Origin of the sequence: Hydrogenophaga sp., from assembly GCF_035481345.1 — a bacterium.
GTDB lineage: Bacteria > Pseudomonadota > Gammaproteobacteria > Burkholderiales > Burkholderiaceae_C > Hydrogenophaga.
Map to the genome: position 1 here is coordinate 21,298 of NZ_DATIGV010000181.1, position 17,221 is coordinate 38,518.

A 17,221-nucleotide genomic window follows, 5' to 3' on the forward strand; every position below is an offset into this window, starting at 1 on the left:
TCACCAGGGGGCGTTGAAGCGCTGGCGCAGCTCGTCGAGGCGGGCGTCGCTCAGCGGGGTGGGGCGGGGGGAACACAGGAGCCACAGGCGCGCGGTCTCTTCCAGCTCTTCGAGCAGGGCCATGGCCTGCGCGGGGCCCTGGTGCCACACGACGGGGCCCAGGCGTTCGAGCATCACGGCGTGCAGCGGGCGTTGGGCCTGCGCGATGAGACGCGCGACGTCGTCGGCCACGGCGGCGTCGCCGGGTGCGCGGTAGGCGATGTGGGGCACGTGGCCCACCTTCATCACCTGGTAGGGCGTGATGGGGGGCAGGATGTCCGGCTCGCTCCACACGCCCTGCAGGCTCAGCGCGACGAGGTGGGTGCTGTGCGTGTGCAGCACGCAGCGGGCCTGCGGCGCGGCGCTGTAGATGCGCCGGTGCAGGGCGAGCGTCTTGCTCGCGCGCTCACCGGCGAGTGGCTGGCCGTCGTCGGCCACCCAGGCCAGGGCGGCGGGGTCGAGCTGGCCCAGGCAGGCGTCGGTGGGCGTGATGAGGAAGCCGCCGCCTTGCGATTCGTCGAGCCGCAGGCTGATGTTGCCGGCCGTGGAATGCGCGTAGCCACGCAGGAACAGCGAGGCGCCCACACGAACGATCTCGTCGCGGCAGGCCTGTTGGGCGGCGGGGATTTGAAGCGTCACCGGGACACCTCGGTCATCGCCAGCGCTTCGCGGAAGAAATCGGGGCCGCCGAAGTTGCCGGACTTGAGCGCGAGCAGCAGATCGTCGCCGCCGCGCGCGGTGCGCGTGCCCGTCCAGGGCACGCCGGGGCAGATGCTGGGGCCGATGCGCAGTTGGCGCACGTCCAGCGCCTGCACCACCGCGCCCGAGGTCTCGCCGCCGGCCACCACCAGGCGGCGCACGCCGGCGTCCACCAGGCCGCGCGCCACGCGGGCCAGGGCCTGCTCCACCAGTTCACCGGCGGCCTGCACGCCCAGCGTCTGCTGGACGGCGCCCACGCGCTCGGGCGTGGCGGTGGCGTAGACCAGCACGGGCCCCGCGTTCAAGGCCTGCTGCGCTTTCGAGAGCAGTGCCTCGGCCGTTTCCGTGCCCTGATGCAGGGCCAGCGGATCCACCTGCACGGCCGCGCCGCCGGCCTGCAGCCAGCGCGCGACCTGGGTGTTGGTGGCCTCGGAGCAGGAGCCCGAGACCACGGCCGAGGCGCCGCGCACCGCGGGCAGCGCGGCGGCCTGCGCGTCGGGTTGCAGCCAGCCGCGCCGCGCGTAGGCGGGGGGCAGGCCCAGGGCCACGCCCGAGCCAGCGGTGAGCAATGGCAGATCGGCGCACGCCTCGCCGAGCGTGAGCAGGTCGGCGTTGCTCACCGCGTCGGCGATGGCGATGCGCACGCCCTCGGCGCGCAGGGTCTGCAGGCGCTCGCGCGCCGCGTCGGCGCCCTGGGCGATGGTGTCGTGCCGCAGCAGGCCCACGCGCTGCGGCGTCTGCGCCTGCAGCACGCGCACCAGGTTGGCGTCGGTCATGGGCGTGAGCGGGTGGTGGCGCATGCCCGAGTCGCTGAGCAGCGCGTCGCCCACGAACAGGTGGCCCTTGAACACCGTGCGGCCGTTCTCGGGGAAGGCCGGACAGGCGATGGTGATGTCGCTGCCGAGCGCCTGCATCAGCGCGTCGGTGACGGGACCGATGTTGCCGCGCGGCGTGGAGTCGAAGGTGGAGCAGTACTTGAAGTAGACCTGCCGCGCGCCCGCCGAGCGCAGCGCCGCGAGCGCGGCCAGGCTCTGCTCGACGGCGGCCTCGGGCGCGATGGTGCGCGTCTTGAGCGCGACCACCACGGCATCGGCCTCGGGCAGCGGGCCCGTGGGCACACCCAGCACCTGCACCGTGCGCATGCCGGCGCGCACCAGCATGCTGGCCACGTCGGTGGCGCCGGTGAAGTCGTCCGCGATGACGCCCAGGATCATGCGGCGGCTCCGCTGGCCTGAGGCGCGGGCTCGGGCAGGTCCAGCCCCGCGAGCGTGGCGTAGTACTTCACCACCGCGGAGTCGTCCTCGCCGCCCAGGCCCATGGCGGCCGTGGCCAGGTAGAGCTGGTGCGCGGCGGCGGCCAGCGGCAGCGGAAATTTCAGGGCGCGCGCCGCGTCGAGCACGATGCCCAGGTCCTTCACGAAGATGTTCACCGCCGACAGCGGCGTGTAGTCGCCGTCCAGGATGTGCGGCACGCGGTTCTCGAACATCCAGCTCATGCCGGCGCTGTGGCAGATCACCTCGTAGAGCTGGCGCGGGTCGGCGCCGGCCTTCATGCCCAGCGCCATGGCCTCGCAAGCGCTGGCGATGTGCACACCGGCCAGGTGCTGGTTGACCATCTTCACCGTGGAGCCGATGCCGGCGCGATCGCCGAGGCGGTAGACCTTGCCGGCGATGGCGCTCAGCGCCGCGTCGGCGGCGGCAAACGCCGCGTCGCTGCCCGAGGCCATCACCGTCATCTGGCCCTCGGCGGCTTTCTTCGCGCCGCCGGACACCGGCCCGTCGATGAACAGGATGCCGCGCTCGGCCAGGCGCGCTTCCCATTGCGGCGGCAGGGCCGGGTCCACCGTGGCGGAGGCGATCACCACCGCGCCGGGGCGCAGGCCCTGGGCCAACCCGTGTTCGCCGAACAGCACGGCCTCGGTCTGTGCGGCGTTCACCACCAGCACCAGCACGGCGTCGCAGTGCGCGGCGAGTTCGGCGGGCTGCAACACGGCGCGGCCGCCGGCCTGTTCGAAGGCGGCGCGGGCGGCGGGCTGGGGGTCGCAGCCCCAGGTGGCCAGGCCCCGGCGCAGGGCCGAGCGCGCGGCGCCCAGGCCCATGGAGCCCAGGCCGATGACGCCCAGGGTGACGGGCGAGGGGTGGGAGGTGGTGGTCATTCGGTGCGGGGATTGGCGGGTTTGAGCAGCGCGTCCAGCGCGCGGCGCACGGGCGGCGAGGCGTGTTCGATGCGGTGCGCGGCGTTGGCCATGTGGCGCATGGCGGCCTCGCGCGCGGCGGCGGCGTCGCCCCGGCACACGGCCTCGGCGATGGCGCGGTGCTCCTGGTGCACCTGCACCATGTAGCCGCTGTCCAGGGACTCGTTGGTGCGCGTCACCTTCATGGCGTCGCGCTGGTACTGCTCCAGAAAACCGAGCAGGCGTTCGTAGTGCGGGTTGTCGGTGGCGCGGGCGATGCTGCGGTGAAAGCGCAGGTCGGCCTCCACGCCGGGCGCGCCCACGGGCGGGCAGGCCTCCAGCTCGGTCAGCGCGTCCATGATCGAACGCGCCTTCTCGGGCGTGATGCGCCGCGCGGCTAGCTCGGCCACGTCGGCCTCCAGGCCGCGCCGCACCTCCACCACCTGCAGCACGGCTTCCATGGAGTGCAGCACCGTCGGGTCGAAGGCCAGGGCGCGCGCCTGGTGGCTGGGCGCCACGAACACGCCCGCGCCCTGGCGCGAGGTGAGCAGGCCGATGGACTTGAGCTGGCTGATGGCCTCGCGCACCACGGTGCGCGACACGCCGAACTGCTCCGACAGGCGCTGCTCGGTGGGCAGGCGCTGGTCGGGCTCCAGCTCGCCCGACTCGATGCGCTGCATCAGCAGGGCCGCGAGCCTGTCGGTCAGGCGCTGCGGCGCCTGCAAGGGCTCGGCGTGGTCGGGGGGCATGCTTGTCTCGGGCTTTTGTGTGCTTATCAGGTCATCATACAAGTTGATCCGACAAAAAAAATCCCGGGAAAACCCGGGATCGTGCGGCGATCAGCGGCCGACGGCGACGAACAGGGCGCTGTTGTCGCGCAGCCAGTCGGCCGAGCGCTCGGTGTCCTGTTGGTCGGGGTGGAAATCGGGCCGGAAGTACGCGCGCCAGGCCGACCAGTTGGCGCGCAGCAGCCCCTGGCGGCCCAGCAGGTGGCGACCCGCGCTGCGCCAGGTGGACCAGCGCCACAGCGTGCCGTCGCGCCGCAGGTTGGCGGCGGTCTGGCGCAGAGCGTCGACCAGGAAGAACACCGTGATGCGGCGCATCCACTTCACGCGCCATGCGTGGTTGCCGCCCAGGGCCTGGTACAGGTCGAAGGCGGTGCTCTTGTGCTCGGCCTCCTCGGCGCTGTGCCACAGCCACAGGGCCTTCAGGCGCGGCTCGCTGCCGGCCAGCACCTCGGGGTGGCCCAGCAACCACTCGGCGAAGAGGGCGGTGAAGTGCTCGTTGGCCGCGGTGATGCCCAGGGCATGGCGCGCATCGGCACCGGCCAGCAGCTTCATGCGCGACTCGGCGCGCGGCGCCCAGTCGTTCACCAGGCCGTGCTTTTCGATCTGCGCGTTGAACAGCGCGTGGATGCGCCGGTGCGTGGCCTCCTGGCCCACGAAGCCCTTCACCTCGGCGTCCCAGCGCGCGCGCTGGTCCTCGGGCAGGCCCTTGGCGCCCTCGCGCACGGCGTCGATGAAGAACTGCTCGCCCACAGGGAAGCTCATGGACAGGGCGTTGAACCAGGCGGTGAGGAAAGCGTCGCCGCCGCACCAGTGGCGCGGCACGGGCGTGTCCAGGTCGATGAGCAGGCGGCGCACGGTGAGGTCGGTCATGGTGGTACTGGTACGGGTAGGTACCGAACAACTGTGCGCGCATGCGAGGGGGCTGTCAAGCGATGCGGCGCCCGCCCTGGGCGCGCCGCCTCAGGCCGCCGCCTGGCGCGGCACGCTCGGCCCGCGGCCGCGCACCCGCCAGAACAGGAACAGCGCAATGCTCATATTGAGCAGGTTCCACCCGATGCCGTTGAGGAAGGCCGCGTGGTAGCTGCCGGTGAGGTCGAACACCCAGCCCGACATCCAGCCGCCCAGGGCCATGCCCACCAGCGTGGCCATGATCACCGCGCCCACGCGCGCGCCGGCTTCCTGCGGGGCGAAGTGCTCGCGGATGATGATGGCGTAGCTGGGCACGATGCCGCCCTGGAACAGGCCGAACATGGCGGAGATGAGGTAGAGGGGCACCATGCCGTCGAAGGGCAGGAACATCAGCAGGGCCACGCATTGCAGCGCCGAGCCCAGCAGCAGCGTGCGGATGCCGCCGATGCGGTCGCAGATCCAGCCCGAGACGAGCCGGCTGACGATGCCGCTGGCCAGCATGAGCGAGAGCATCTCGGCGCCGCGCGCGGCGCCGAAGCCCAGGTCCACGCAATAGGCCACGATGTGCACCTGCGGCATGGACATGGCCACGCAGCAGGCCACGCCGGCCAGGCACAACAGGGCCTGCGCCTGCGCGGGCTTCATGCCGAAGGGGCGTGAGGTGTCGGGCAGGGCGCCGCCCGGCGTGGCGGGCGCGGCCGCCAACACCAGCGGCGGGCGCTGGCGCATGAGGTTGGCCAGCAGGAAGATGCCCGTGCCGCAGACGATGGCGAGCAGGAAGTAGGTGTTGCGCCAGCCGATGGTCTCGATGCCCCATTGCACCAGCGGCGGCCACACGGTGCCCGCCACGTAGTTGCCGCTGGCGGCGATGGCGACCGCGATGCCGCGCCGCTTGTTCCACCACAGGGCGGTGTCGGCCAGCAGCGGCGCGAAGGTGGCCGAGCTGCCCAGCAGGCCCAGCAGCAGGCCGTGCGCCAGACCGAAGGCCCAGATGTTGCCGGACAGCGCGGCGGCCGCGAAGCCGCCGGCCACCGCCACCGCGCCCAGGCGCAGCACCGGGGTGATGCCGTGCCGGTCGGCCATGCGCCCGGTGATCAGGCCGCCCAGGCCCAGGCAGACCATCATGAGCGTGTAGGGCAGGGACGCGTCGCCGCGGCCGATGCCGAACTCGGTCTGCACCGCCGGCAGCACCACCGCCACCACGTACATGCCGGCGTTGCCGAGGGTGACGAGGCCCAGCACGGTGAGCAGCCGCCAGGCGGCGGTGCGCGAGTCGATGAGGCTGGGGTCGGCGGGGGTGTTGTCTCGGGTGTTGTTCTTCATGGCCCGGCGATGCTACGACGCCCGCGCGGGCCACGCGTCCTCAGACGGGGGGTGCCCCCGTCACTCGACCGTGAACCCCACGGCCTTGACGATGGGACCCCAGTGCTCGGTGTCGCGGCGCTGCATGGCCAGCAGCTCGGCCGGGGAGGACGACTTGGCCTCCAGCCCCATTTCCGCCAGACCGTTGACCACCTCCGGTTTGGCCAGCGCCGTTTTCAGGGCGGCGTTGAGTTGCTGCACGGTGGCCGCGGGCGTACCGCCGGGCAGGTAGAAAGCGAACCACTCGTCGGTGACGATGTCCTTGTAGCCCTGCTCGACGTAGGTGGGCACCTGCGGCACGAAGCGGCTGCGCTTGGCGCCCGAGACGCCGAGCAGGCGCACGCGCCCGCCGCCCAGGTGCGGCATGAAGTCGCCGATGGGGCCGCTGACGCAGGCGATCTGGCCGGCCGTGAGGTCCAGGATCGCCGCCTGCGTGCCGCGGTAGGCCACGTGGCGCATGGGCACCTTGCCTGCGCGGCTCAGCATCTCGCCCGTGAAGTGGGGCGTGGAGCCGGCGGCGGGCGAGCCGAAGTTGGCCTGATCGGGGTTGGTCTTCAACCAGGCCATGAGTTCGGGCACGTTGGTGACGGAGGCCGGCACGGCCGGGCCCACACCCAGCGCAAATTCGAACGAGCACGCCAGCGACACGGGCGCCACGTCCTTGAACGGCTCGTAGGGCAGCTTCTTGTAGATGTGCGGGTAGATGGTGAGCATGGACGCCGGGGTCTGCAGCAGCACGGTGCCGTCGGCGGGTGCGACCTTCACCGTCGAGATGGCGATCTGGCCGCCGGCGCCGGTCTTGTTCTCGACCACCGCGGTGCGCGCGTAGAGGCCACGAAGGCCGTCCGCGACGCGGCGGCAGACGGTGTCGGAGGTGCCACCGGCGGCGAAGCCGGTGACGATGCGCAGCATGTCCACGGGTGGCGTCTGGGCCTGGGCGGCGGCGCTGCCGAACAGGCCGGGCAGGGCCAGCGCGGTGGCGCCGTGCTGAATGAACTGGCGGCGATTGGATGGCATGGGGAAGTCTCCTCTTGGATGGGGCGCAGGGCGCCGTTGGCTGGGAAGGTGGACGCTGAAACGCGGGAAGGGTGATCAGGCGGGCGCCGGTCCGATGGCGCGAGCGGCGCGGCGAACCAACTCGGCGACGCTGCCGTCGTGCCGGAAACCGGCAGCGTCGGCGCGGGCGGTCGTCAGGGGCGGCAGCCGGCCGAACTGGGCCTCCAGGGCTTCGTCGGGCCGGTAGCTGACGAGGGCCGCTGCGCCCGGGCGCTGCGCGTCGAAGGCCTGCACCAGTTCGCCGATGCTCAGCCGCAGCGCGGGCAGGGTCCAGACCGTGTGGCCGCCCAGGCGCTCGGTGGGGCACTGCGCGGCGTGCAGCAGGTTGTCGATGCAGGCATCCAGCGACAGCAGCCACAAGGTGGCGGACGCCGACACCGGGCAGACGTACGGGCGCTGCTCCACCAGGGCGCGGATGAGCTCGCTGGAGAAGGCGGACAGCGCGCCCGTGGGCGTGGGCGGGCGCGCCACGATGCCAGGCAGGCGCAGCGAGCGCGCGCGCAGGAAGCCGCGCCGCGTGCAGTCGGCCAGCAGGATTTCCGCCATCTGTTTTTGCGCGCCGTAGCTGAGGGCGGGCCGCAGCGGCGTGTCGTCGTCGATGCGCGCGGGCAGCGGCGCGCCGAACACGGCGATGGAGCTGGTGAACACGAAGGTAGGCGCCGCGCCGCCGCGCCGCACGGCCTCGACGAGCGCCAGCATGGCGTGCACGTTGACCTTCAGTCCCAGTTCGTAATCGGACTCGGACTGCCCGCTGGGCACGCTGGCCAGGTGGAACACCACGTCGGGGTGGTTCTGCGTGGCCGCCTCGATGACGGCCGCGTCGGCGATGCTGCCGGCCACGGCGCGCACCTGGGGGGCCTGTGGCGCCTCGGGCAGCCGCAGGTCGCACAGCGTGAGCTGCTCGATGACCTGCCCCTGCAGCGTGGCGCCGGGCGCTGCCAGGCGGCGGGCCAGGGCGCGGCCGATGTAGCCGTCGGCACCGGTGATGAGGACTTTCATGCGCAAGCCTCCCTCATGCCGGTTTGGCCACGCGCACGATCTGCGAGAGGTCGGCTTCGCCCAGGCCCTGCGCCTTGCCCTGGCGGAAGCGCTCCTGCACGGCCATCAGCACGGGGGCGTGCACGGCGGCCTGCTGCATGGCCTCGGCCACGTTGTCCACGTCCTTGAGCATGGTGGCCAGCGCGCCGATGCTTTGCGCGGGTGGCGTGGTCATGCGCGGCACGAAGGTCTGCAACAGCACCGAATCGGCCCAGCCGCCGGCCAGCGCGGTGGACAGCGCCGCCGCGTCGATGCCGCTGCGCTGCGCCAGGCTCACCGCTTCGGCGATGGCGCACAGCGTGGTGGCGACCACGGTCTGGTTGCACAGCTTGGCCACCTGGCCGGCGCCCGAATCGCCCATGCGGGTGATGGCGCGGGCATACGCACGAAGGGCCGGGCTCGCCTGCTCGATGGCGGCGGCGTCGCCGCCCGCCATCACCACCAGCGCGCCATTGGCCGCGCCGGCGATGCCGCCGGAGACGGGTGCGTCCACCCAGTCGGCGCCGGTCTGCTCCTTGAGCCGTTGCGCGATGGCGCGCGTGGCCGTGGGCGAGATGCTGGAGTGGTCCAACACGCGGCGCAGGGCGCCGGGCCGGTGGCTCAGGCCGTTGGAGCCGAAGGCCACTTGTTCAACGGCCCGCGTGTCGGTGAGGCAGAGGATCACCGTCTCGCAGTGTTGAGCCAGCTCGGCCGGGTCGGCCGCCAGCACCGCGCCTTCGGCCACCAGCGCCGCCGCTTTCTCGGGTGTGCGGTTCCACACCATCACGCGGTGGCCGGCCTGCAGCAGGCGGCGCACCATGGCGGCGCCCATCAGGCCGGTGCCGCCAAAACCGATCGTGCTCACATCCGCCATCACCGGGCCTCCGTTTCGTTCGGGGTCGGGTCCGGGGTTTCGTACGGCCACTCGACCGCGCCCGAGTGCGTGACCGCCCCCTGCCGCGCGGGCCGCACCACGAGCGCGTACTTCTCGAGTACGCCGCCCAGGCGCGCGGGTGCGGGTGCGGTCCAGCGCGCGCGCCGCGCCGCCAGCTCTGCCTCCGGCACCTGCAGCTCGATCAGGCCCACCGCCGCGTCGATGCGAATCACGTCGCCGCTCTGCACCAGCGCGATCGGCCCGCCTTCCACGGCCTCCGGCCCCGCATAGCCGATGCACAGGCCGCGCGTGGCGCCGGAGAAGCGCCCATCGGTGAGCAGGGCCACGGACTCGCCCATGCCCTGGCCGTAGATCGCGGCCGTCACGCTGAGCATTTCGCGCATGCCCGGCCCACCCTTGGGGCCCTCGTTGCGGATGACCAGCACCTCGCCGGCCTCGTAGCGGCGCTGCGACACGGCGCGCATGCAGGCCTCCTCGTTCTCGAACACGCGCGCGGGGCCAGTGAACCGCAGCGAGCGCAGGCCGGCGATCTTGAGCAGGGCGCCGTCGGGGCACAGGTTGCCGCGCAGCACGGTGACGCCGCCCGTGGGGTGGATGGCCTGGTCGCAAGGCCGCACCACGGTGCCGTCGGCATCGGGCCAGCGCTGCAGCGCATCGGCCAGGCGCTCGCCGTCGAGCGTGAGCACGTCGCCGTGCAGGTGGCCGCCCTGCAGCAGGGTCTTGAGCACCATGGGCACGCCGCCCACCTCGTGCAGGTCGCGCGCCAGGTACCGGCCGCCGGGTTGCAGGTCGGCGATCAGCGGCGTGCGCTCGAACACCGTGGCCACGTCGTCCAGCGTGAAGGGCACGCCGGCCTCGTGCGCGATGGCGGGAATGTGCAGGGCCGCGTTGGTGGACCCACCCGTGGCGGCCACGGCGGCGCAGGCGTTCTCCAGGCTCTGGCGGGTGATGAGTTGGCGCGGCAGCGGCCCGCCATTGGCGATGAGGCGCATCACGGTTTCGCCCGCGCGCTGCGCGATGGCCAGGCGCTCGCTGTAGACGGCCGGCATCATGGACGAGCCCAGGGGCGACAGGCCGAGCGCCTCGCCCACCATGGCCATGGTGTTGGCCGTGAACTGCCCGGGGCAGGCGCCCGCGCTGGGCGTGCAGGTGCGCTCGATGGCCAGCAGGTCTTCGGGCGGCAGGGCGCCGGTCTGCACCGCGCCCACGGCCTCGATGGTGGTGAGGATGGTGGCCTGCTGTCCCCGGGCATGCCCGGGCAGGGTGGCGCCGCCGAACACGAAGGCGGCCGGCACGTTCAGGCGCGCGATGGCCATCATCATGGCCGGCAGGGTCTTGTCGCAGCCCGCGAAGGCCACCAGGCCGTCGTAGGCGTGGCCGCGCACGGCCACTTCCACGCTGTCGGCGATCACCTCGCGCGAGACCAGGCTCATGCGCATGCCGGCGTGGTTCATCGAGGTGCCGTCCGACACCGAGACGGTGGTGAAGCTCACCGGCACGCCGCCGCCGGCCGCCACGCCCAGGCGCGCGCGGTCGGCCTGGGGCGCCAGGCCCATGGAGCAGGGTGTGTTCTCGCCCTGGGTGCTGACGATGCCGACGAGGGATTTGTCGAAGGCCGCCTCATCGAGGCCGGTGGCGCGCAGGAAGGCGCGGTGCGGGGCGCGTGCCACGCCGTCGGTGACGGCGCGGGAGCGGTGCTTGTGCAGGGACTGGGGTGGGGTCACGGTGCTTGTCGAAGTGGGAAGCGAGGCTGAAAAGCGAAGGTGCGGGGAGAGAAGAGGGGGCGGTGGTTCAGGCCGCCATGTCCAGCATGTGCGGCATCAGGCGCAGGCGGTCGAAGGCCCAGGCGATGTCCTGTTCCATGGCGCGCCGCGCGGCGCTGGCGTCACCGTCGACGATGGCTTGCAGGATCTGCTCGTGCAGTTCGGGATCGGGGCCCTGCGGCTGGTGCATCAGTTCGCGCGCGGCCCGCAGGTAGGGGCCGGACTGCAGCCACAGGCTCTCCACCATGGACAGCAGCGTGGGCGAGCCGGCCGCCTGGTAGATGGTGAAGTGGAAGGCCTGGTTGTGCGCCAGGCCCTGGTCCACGGTCGCAGGGCTCTTGAGGGCCTTGGCGATCTTGCGGGCGAGCTGTTTCAGCGCATCGACGTCGGCGCGCCGCAGGCGGGGAACGGCCCATTCGGTGAGCGCGCATTCCACCAGCACGCGGCTGCGGCGGATGTCGTCGAGCCGCTCCACGCTCAGCAGCGGCACCTGCATGGAGCGGCTGCGGTGGCGCTCCACGGCGCGCTGTTCCGCCAGGCGCTGCAGCGCGGCGCGCACGGGCATGGTGCTGGTGTTCATGGCCTGGGCCAGCTCTTCGATGCCCAGGAGCTGGCCGGCGGCGAAGTCGCCGCGCATGAGCTGGTCGCGCAAGGCGCGGTAGACCGCCTCGTTGATGGGCAGGGGGGAGATTGGGAGCATGGCGGGTGGCGTCTGGTCTGTGATCTTTGATCAAAGATCAGCAGCCGCGGACGATACCCGCGCCGGCTTGCGCCGGGTCAGGGGGTTATCCCTGAGGGGAACTCAATGACCCTGCGTCAATGCGCCTGCAGTTGCGCGCGCAGCATCTCCACCGCGTGCCGGTGCATCTGGCTCACGCGCGATTCGCTCACGCCGAGTTCTCGGCCGATGTCCTTGAACATCATGTCGTCCTCGTAGTGCATGAGCATGACCTGCTGCTCGCGCTCGGGCAGGCCGCGGATGGCGTCGACCAGTGCCAGGCGCATGCGCTGCTGCTCCAGCACACTCAGCGGCTCGTCGTTGGTGTCGCCGAAGTTGTGTCCGTGCAGGCCGTCGTCGTCCTCGTCCCCCACCAGGCCCATGTCGTCCAGAGACACCAATTGCGAGCGGTGCAGCTTGGCCTGCAGCGCGTGGTATTCGTCCAGGGACAGGCACAACTCCGCAGCCATCTCGCTGTCGTGCGGGCGGCGGCACAGGCGCTGCTGCAGGCGCTGGCCGGCCTCATCGATCTCGCGGCGGCTCTGGCGGCAGCCGCGCGAGGCCCATTCGGTGAAGCGCAGCTCGTCGATCATGGCGCCGCGGATGCGCGGCATGGCGAATTTCTCCAGGCCGCCGGCCTCGGCCTCGGCCGGGTCACAGCGGCCAATGGCTTCGTTCAAGCCGATCAGGCCGGCCTGGATCAGGTCGTCCACGTCCACCGAGGGCGGCAGTTGCGCGCGCAGGTGGCGGGCGACGCGACGCACCAGGGGCTGCATCAGGCGGATCTGCTCGTTGCGGGGGTCGGCGAAGCGGGCGGTGGCGGTCATGTGAGGCTCCCTCAAAAGGGGCTTCGCCGTGCGATTTGTCACTGCCGAAGCCATGGGCGGAAATTTAGGGATGGCCCGCCCAGGCGTCTGTGGGGATTGCTGGATGCGCCCTGTAGGTACCGCACTGCGCACGCTGTAGGCGCTTCCCGCCCGCGCCGCGCGCGCTTAGGCATTTTTTAAGAATTCATGAGTGAAGGATTACAGCGATTCGGGCCATTTCTTGCGCAGAATGCGCGCTCCTTCTTCGCCACGTTCCCTACCCGGGCGCGTCGGCGGTCGGCAATCTCCGGAGTCACCCCCATGCCTGCCATTCCTTCCGGGCGCACCCTCGCCCTGGCTGTCCTGTTCCCGTTGCTGTTGCCCGTTCTGCAAGCCTGCGGCGGCCCCGCCGACGCGCAGGGGGGCCCACCCCCGGCCATGCCGGTGAGCGTGGCGCCCGCAGTCCAGCGCAGCGTCACCGACGTCGAGACCTTCAGCGGCCGTCTGGAAGCGGCCGAGTTCGTGGAGCTGCGCCCGCGCGTGGCCGGCACCATCGACAAGGTGCACTTCACCGACGGCGCCACCGTGGCCGCCGGTGCCTTGTTGTTCACCATCGACCCGCGCCCTTTCGAGGCGGAGGTGGCGCGCGCCGAATCGCAGGTGGTGGCCGCGAAGTCGCGCGCCGATCTGGCGCAGACGGAATACGCGCGCGCCCAGAAGCTGCTGGACAGCCGCGCCGTGTCGCGCCAGGAGTTCGACCAGCTCGCCGCCGGCGCGCGCACCAGCGAGGCCGACATCAAGGCCGCCGAGGCCGCGCTGCGCGTGGCGCGCCTGAACCTGGCCTACACGGCGGTGCGCGCGCCCATCGGCGGGCGGTTGTCGCGCGCCAACGTCACGGCGGGCAATCTGGTGAACGAGCAGGTGGTGCTGACCAGCATCGCCGCCACGAACCGTGTGCACGCCTACTTCGATGGCAGCGAGCAGACCTTCCTGCGCGTGCGCGCCGCCGGCAACGCCAAGCCCGTGGTGCGCATGGGCCTGGCCAACGAGCAGGGCTACCCGCACCAGGGCACGCTCGACTTCGTGGACAACCGCCTGAACCCGCAGACCGGGGCAATCCGCCTGCGCGCGAGCTTCGACAACCGCGACGGCCGCTTCGTGCCCGGCCTGGCCGCGCGCCTGACCATGACCACCAGCGCGCCCTACCAGGCCACGCTGGTGCCCGAGCGCGCCATCGGCACCGACCAGAACCGCAAGACCGTGGTGGTGGTGGGGCAGGACGGCCAGCCGCAGTTCCGCGTGGTGCAACCCGGCGCGCTGCAGGACGGCATGCGCGTGCTGCTGGGCGACACGGTCAAGCCCGGCGAGAACGTGGTGGTGGAAGGCCTGCAACGCATCATGCCCGGCGTGCCGGTGCAGCCGCAGGTGCTTAAGGTGGACGAGAAGGGCATGCCCATCACGCCGCCGCCCGCCGCGCCGCAGCAGCCCGGCCAATAAGGGAGCGCCCGCATGGACATCTCCCGGTTCTTCATCGACCGGCCGCGTTTCGCGGCCGTGCTGTCGATCTTCATCTTCCTGATCGGCACGCTGGCCATCTTCCAGTTGCCACTGTCCGAGTACCCCGAGGTCGCGCCGCCGCAGATCGTGGTGCGCGCCCAGTACCCGGGCGCCAACCCGCGCGTCATCAGCGAAACCGTGGCCACGCCGCTGGAGGAGCAGATCAGCGGCATCGAGAACCTGCTCTATTACGACTCGTCGGCCACGGCCGACGGCGGCATGGCGCTCACGGTCACCTTCAAGATCGGCACCAGCCCCGAGGCGGCCGAGACGGCGGTGCAGAACCGCATCAACCGCGCCCTGCCGCGCCTGCCGGACATCGTGCGCCAGATCGGTGTGACCACCGAGAAGAGCAGCCCCAACCTGACCATGGTGGTGCACCTGCTGAGCCCGGACAACAGCCGCGACGCGCTCTACCTGCGCAACTACGGCCAGATGAACGTGCGCGACGACCTGCTGCGCCTGCCGGGCATGGGTTCGGTGCAACTGTTCGGCGCGGGCGACTACGCCATGCGGGTCTGGATCGACCCGGGCAAGCTGGCCGCGCGCAACCTCACCACCGCCGAGGTGGTGGCCGCCATCCGCGAGCAGAACGCGCAGGTGGCCGCCGGCACCGTGGGCGCGCCGCCCGCGCCCCGGGGCACGGAGTTCCAGCTCGCGGTGAACACCCAGGGCCGGCTGACGACCGAGGAGGAGTTCGCCGACATCATCGTGCGCACCGACCCGGCCACGGGCGGGCTGATCCGCATCCGCGACGTCGGCCGCGTGGAGCTGGCGGCGGGCACTTACGCCCTGCGCAGCCTGCTCAACAACAAGGAGGCGGCGGCGATCGCGGTGTTCCAGGCACCGGGGTCCAACGCGCTGGCGCTGTCCAACAGCGTGCGCGAGACCATGGAGCGCCTGTCGCAGAGCTTCCCGCCGGGCGTGGAATACGACATCGTCTACGACCCCACGCGCTTCGTGCAGACCTCGATCGAGAAGGTCGTGGTCACGCTGCTGGAGGCCGTGGCCCTGGTGGTGCTGGTGGTCATCGTCTTCCTGCAGACCTGGCGCGCCTCGCTCATACCGCTGCTGGCGGTGCCGGTGTCCATCGTGGGCACCTTCGCCTTCCTGCTGCTGCTGGGTTATTCCATCAACACGCTCACGCTGTTCGGCCTGGTGCTGGCCATCGGCATCGTGGTGGACGACGCCATCGTGGTGGTGGAGAACGTGGAGCGCAACATCGAGGAGGGCCTGTCGCCGCGCGAGGCCACCATCAAGGCCATGCGCGAGGTCTCCGGGCCCATCATCGCCATCGCCCTGGTGTTGTGCGCGGTGTTCGTGCCGCTGGCTTTCGTGCCGGGCCTCACGGGCCAGTTCTACAAGCAGTTCGCGGTGACGATCGCGATCAGCACGGTGATCTCGGCCTTCAACTCGCTCACGCTGAGCCCGGCCCTGTCCGCGCTGATGCTGCACCCGCACGACCAGTCGCCCGATCGCCTGACGCGTGCGATGGACAAGGTGTTCGGCCGCTTCTTCCGCTGGTTCGACGCCGCCTTCCACCGCCGCAGCGAGGGCTACGGCCGTCGCGTGGGCTACATCGTTCGGCACAAGACGGTCTCGCTGGCGGTGTACGCGGTGCTGCTGGGCGTCACCGGCCTGCTGTTCGCGCGCATCCCGGCCGGCTTCGTGCCCGCGCCCGACAAGCAGTACCTGATCGGCATCGCGCAGTTGCCCGCGGGCGCGTCCATCGACCGCACCGACGCGGTGATCCGCGAGATGAGCGAGATCGCGCTCAAGGTGCCGGGGGTGATCGACTCGGTGGCCTTCCCCGGCCTGTCGATCGCGGGCTTCTCGGCCGCGCCGAACGAAGGGATCATCTTCTTCGGCCTGGCGCCGTTCGAGGAGCGCACCTCGCCCGAGATGAGCAAGGAGGCCATCCTGGGCCAGGTCAATGGCGCCATCCAGAGCATCCAGGGCGCGCGCATGTTCGTGGTGCCGCCGCCCGCGGTGGACGGCCTGGGCAACGTCGGCGGCTTCAAGCTGCAGGTGCAGGACCGCGGCGGCCTGGGCGAGCAGGCGCTGTACGGCGCGGTCTGGGGCACGCTGGGGCAGATCTACGGCAACCCGCAATCGTCCGTGGGCACGCCGTTCTCCAGCTACGACATCAACGTGCCGCAGCTCTACGCCAACGTGGACCGCACGCGCGCCAAGCAGATGGGCATCAACCTCGCCGACATCTACGACACCATGCAGGTGAACCTGGGCTCGCTCTACGTGAACGACTTCAGCCGCTTCGGCCGCACCTACCAGGTGGTGGTGCAGGCCGACGCGCCCTTCCGCGCCGACGCCGAGGCCATCACCAACCTGAAGACCCGCAACGGCGCGGGCGAGATGGTGCCGCTGGGCGCGCTCATGACGGTGGAGCCCAGCTTCGGCCCGACGCGCGTGACGCGCTACAACGGCTACCCCTCGGCCGACGTGAACGGCGCGCCCAACCCGGGCTTCTCGTCCAGCCAGGCGGAGGCCGAGATCGAGGGCCTGCTGCAGCGCACGCTGCCGCGCGGCATGACCTACGAGTGGACCGAGTTGAGCTACCAGGACCGGCTCACGCGCGACTTCACCATCCCGGGCACGCACACCACGCTGCCGGTGCTGGCCGCGGTGCTGATGATCTCGGTGCTGCTGGTGATCCTGGTGCTGGCGGCGCAGTACGAGAGCTGGAGTCTGCCGCTGGTGATCGTGCTCATCGTGCCCATGGGCATCCTGTCGGCGCTGTTCGGCGTGTGGCTGTCCAGCCTGCCGTTCTTCGGGCAGCCGGGCGACCTGAACGTCTTCACGCAGGTGGCGCTGGTGGTGCTGGTGGGCCTGGCCTGCAAGAACGCAATCCTGATCGTGGAGTTCGCCAAGGAGCTGGAGGAGCGCGGCGAGACGCTGTACGACGCCATCGTGCACGCCTGCCGCATGCGGCTGCGGCCCATTCTCATGACCTCCATCGCCTTCTGCGCGGGCGTGATCCCGCTCATCGTGGGCAGCGGCGCGGGCAGCGAGATGCGCCGCGCCATGGGGATCGCGGTGTTCTCGGGCATGGTCGGTGTCACGCTGTTCGGCATCTTCATGACGCCGGTGTTCTATGCGTTGCTGCGTTCTCGGCGGGCCCATCGCCTGGGCCAGGATGAAGCGGAGGTGAAGCATGCGTAAGCCCCTTCTCTCAAGCCTGGCCCTGGCTGCGCTGCTCGCGGGCTGCGCGGCCGTGGGTCCCGACCACGAGACGCCCACGGTGGCGCTCGACGAGCGCTTCATCAACGCTGGCGCCACAGGCAGCAACGCGCAGGCGCCGGGCGAGGACATCGCGCGCTTCTGGCGCGGCTTCAACGATGCGGCGCTGGACGCGCTGATCGAACGCGCGCTGGCCGCCAACACCGACATCCGCCTGGCGCAGGCGCGCCTGCAGGAGGCG

Annotated in this window: 14 protein-coding genes and 1 pseudogene; 3 read left to right on the forward strand and 12 right to left on the reverse strand. The window is 71.4% G+C overall.

All coding sequences use genetic code 11. The features are described 5' to 3' along the window. The 12 genes from VLG41_RS18890 to VLG41_RS18945 form a co-directional block, all read right to left on the reverse strand. On the reverse strand, positions 1-678 hold the full coding sequence (locus VLG41_RS18890) for an aldolase (RefSeq protein WP_325350933.1): 678 nt from the start codon (positions 676-678) through the stop codon (positions 1-3). Next, on the reverse strand, positions 675-1,952 hold the full coding sequence (gene otnK / locus VLG41_RS18895; protein WP_325350934.1) for a 3-oxo-tetronate kinase: 1,278 nt from the start codon (positions 1,950-1,952) through the stop codon (positions 675-677). Before otnK ends, VLG41_RS18890 begins: the two co-directional genes overlap by 4 nt. Then, positions 1,949-2,893 carry an L-threonate dehydrogenase gene (gene ltnD, locus VLG41_RS18900; RefSeq protein WP_325350935.1) on the reverse strand — a complete coding sequence of 315 codons (945 nt, stop codon included), beginning with the start codon at positions 2,891-2,893 and terminating at the stop codon, positions 1,949-1,951. The genes otnK and ltnD overlap by 4 nt, the downstream gene beginning before the upstream one ends. After that, entirely contained in the window at positions 2,890-3,660 is a 771-nt protein-coding gene (locus VLG41_RS18905) for a FadR/GntR family transcriptional regulator (RefSeq protein ID WP_325350936.1), read from the reverse strand. The genes ltnD and VLG41_RS18905 overlap by 4 nt, the downstream gene beginning before the upstream one ends. Positions 3,661-3,750: 90 nt before the next feature. Further along, complete coding sequence (locus VLG41_RS18910; protein WP_325350937.1) at positions 3,751-4,569, reverse strand: metal-dependent hydrolase; 819 nt, start codon at positions 4,567-4,569, stop codon at positions 3,751-3,753. A 90-nt stretch (positions 4,570-4,659) separates the two neighbouring features. Continuing rightward, the gene (locus tag VLG41_RS18915) at positions 4,660-5,931 is read right to left on the reverse strand and encodes an MFS transporter (RefSeq protein ID WP_325350938.1); all 1,272 of its coding nucleotides are present in this window, start codon (positions 5,929-5,931) and stop codon (positions 4,660-4,662) included. A 60-nt stretch (positions 5,932-5,991) separates the two neighbouring features. Continuing rightward, on the reverse strand, positions 5,992-6,987 hold the full coding sequence (locus tag VLG41_RS18920; RefSeq protein WP_325350939.1) for a Bug family tripartite tricarboxylate transporter substrate binding protein: 996 nt from the start codon (positions 6,985-6,987) through the stop codon (positions 5,992-5,994). A 75-nt stretch (positions 6,988-7,062) separates the two neighbouring features. Next, positions 7,063-8,025: an NAD-dependent epimerase/dehydratase family protein gene (locus VLG41_RS18925; protein WP_325350940.1), complete on the reverse strand. Its 963-nt coding sequence runs from the start codon at positions 8,023-8,025 to the stop codon at positions 7,063-7,065. Between the two features lie 13 nt (positions 8,026-8,038). Next, the gene (locus tag VLG41_RS18930) at positions 8,039-8,917 is read right to left on the reverse strand and encodes an NAD(P)-dependent oxidoreductase (protein WP_325350941.1); all 879 of its coding nucleotides are present in this window, start codon (positions 8,915-8,917) and stop codon (positions 8,039-8,041) included. Continuing rightward, the gene (gene ilvD, locus VLG41_RS18935; protein ID WP_325350942.1) at positions 8,917-10,662 is read right to left on the reverse strand and encodes a dihydroxy-acid dehydratase; all 1,746 of its coding nucleotides are present in this window, start codon (positions 10,660-10,662) and stop codon (positions 8,917-8,919) included. The genes VLG41_RS18930 and ilvD overlap by 1 nt, the downstream gene beginning before the upstream one ends. 67 nt (positions 10,663-10,729) lie before the next feature. Continuing rightward, positions 10,730-11,401: a GntR family transcriptional regulator gene (locus tag VLG41_RS18940; protein ID WP_325350943.1), complete on the reverse strand. Its 672-nt coding sequence runs from the start codon at positions 11,399-11,401 to the stop codon at positions 10,730-10,732. Between the two features lie 116 nt (positions 11,402-11,517). Beyond that, complete coding sequence (locus VLG41_RS18945; protein WP_325350944.1) at positions 11,518-12,246, reverse strand: FliA/WhiG family RNA polymerase sigma factor; 729 nt, start codon at positions 12,244-12,246, stop codon at positions 11,518-11,520. 300 nt (positions 12,247-12,546) lie between these two features. On the opposite strand from VLG41_RS18945, the gene VLG41_RS18950 reads away from it, so the two are divergent. The 3 genes and pseudogenes from VLG41_RS18950 to VLG41_RS18960 form a co-directional block, all read left to right on the forward strand. Beyond that, positions 12,547-13,722 (forward strand): efflux RND transporter periplasmic adaptor subunit, encoded by a 1,176-nt coding sequence (locus VLG41_RS18950; protein ID WP_325350945.1) that lies wholly within the window; start codon positions 12,547-12,549, stop codon positions 13,720-13,722. Positions 13,723-13,734: 12 nt separating this feature from the next. Beyond that, entirely contained in the window at positions 13,735-16,962 is a 3,228-nt protein-coding gene (locus tag VLG41_RS18955; protein WP_325350946.1) for a multidrug efflux RND transporter permease subunit, read from the forward strand. After that, positions 16,955-17,221, forward strand: a pseudogene (locus VLG41_RS18960) (hypothetical protein); the annotation flags it as partial. The gene VLG41_RS18955 and the pseudogene VLG41_RS18960, both read left to right, overlap by 8 nt.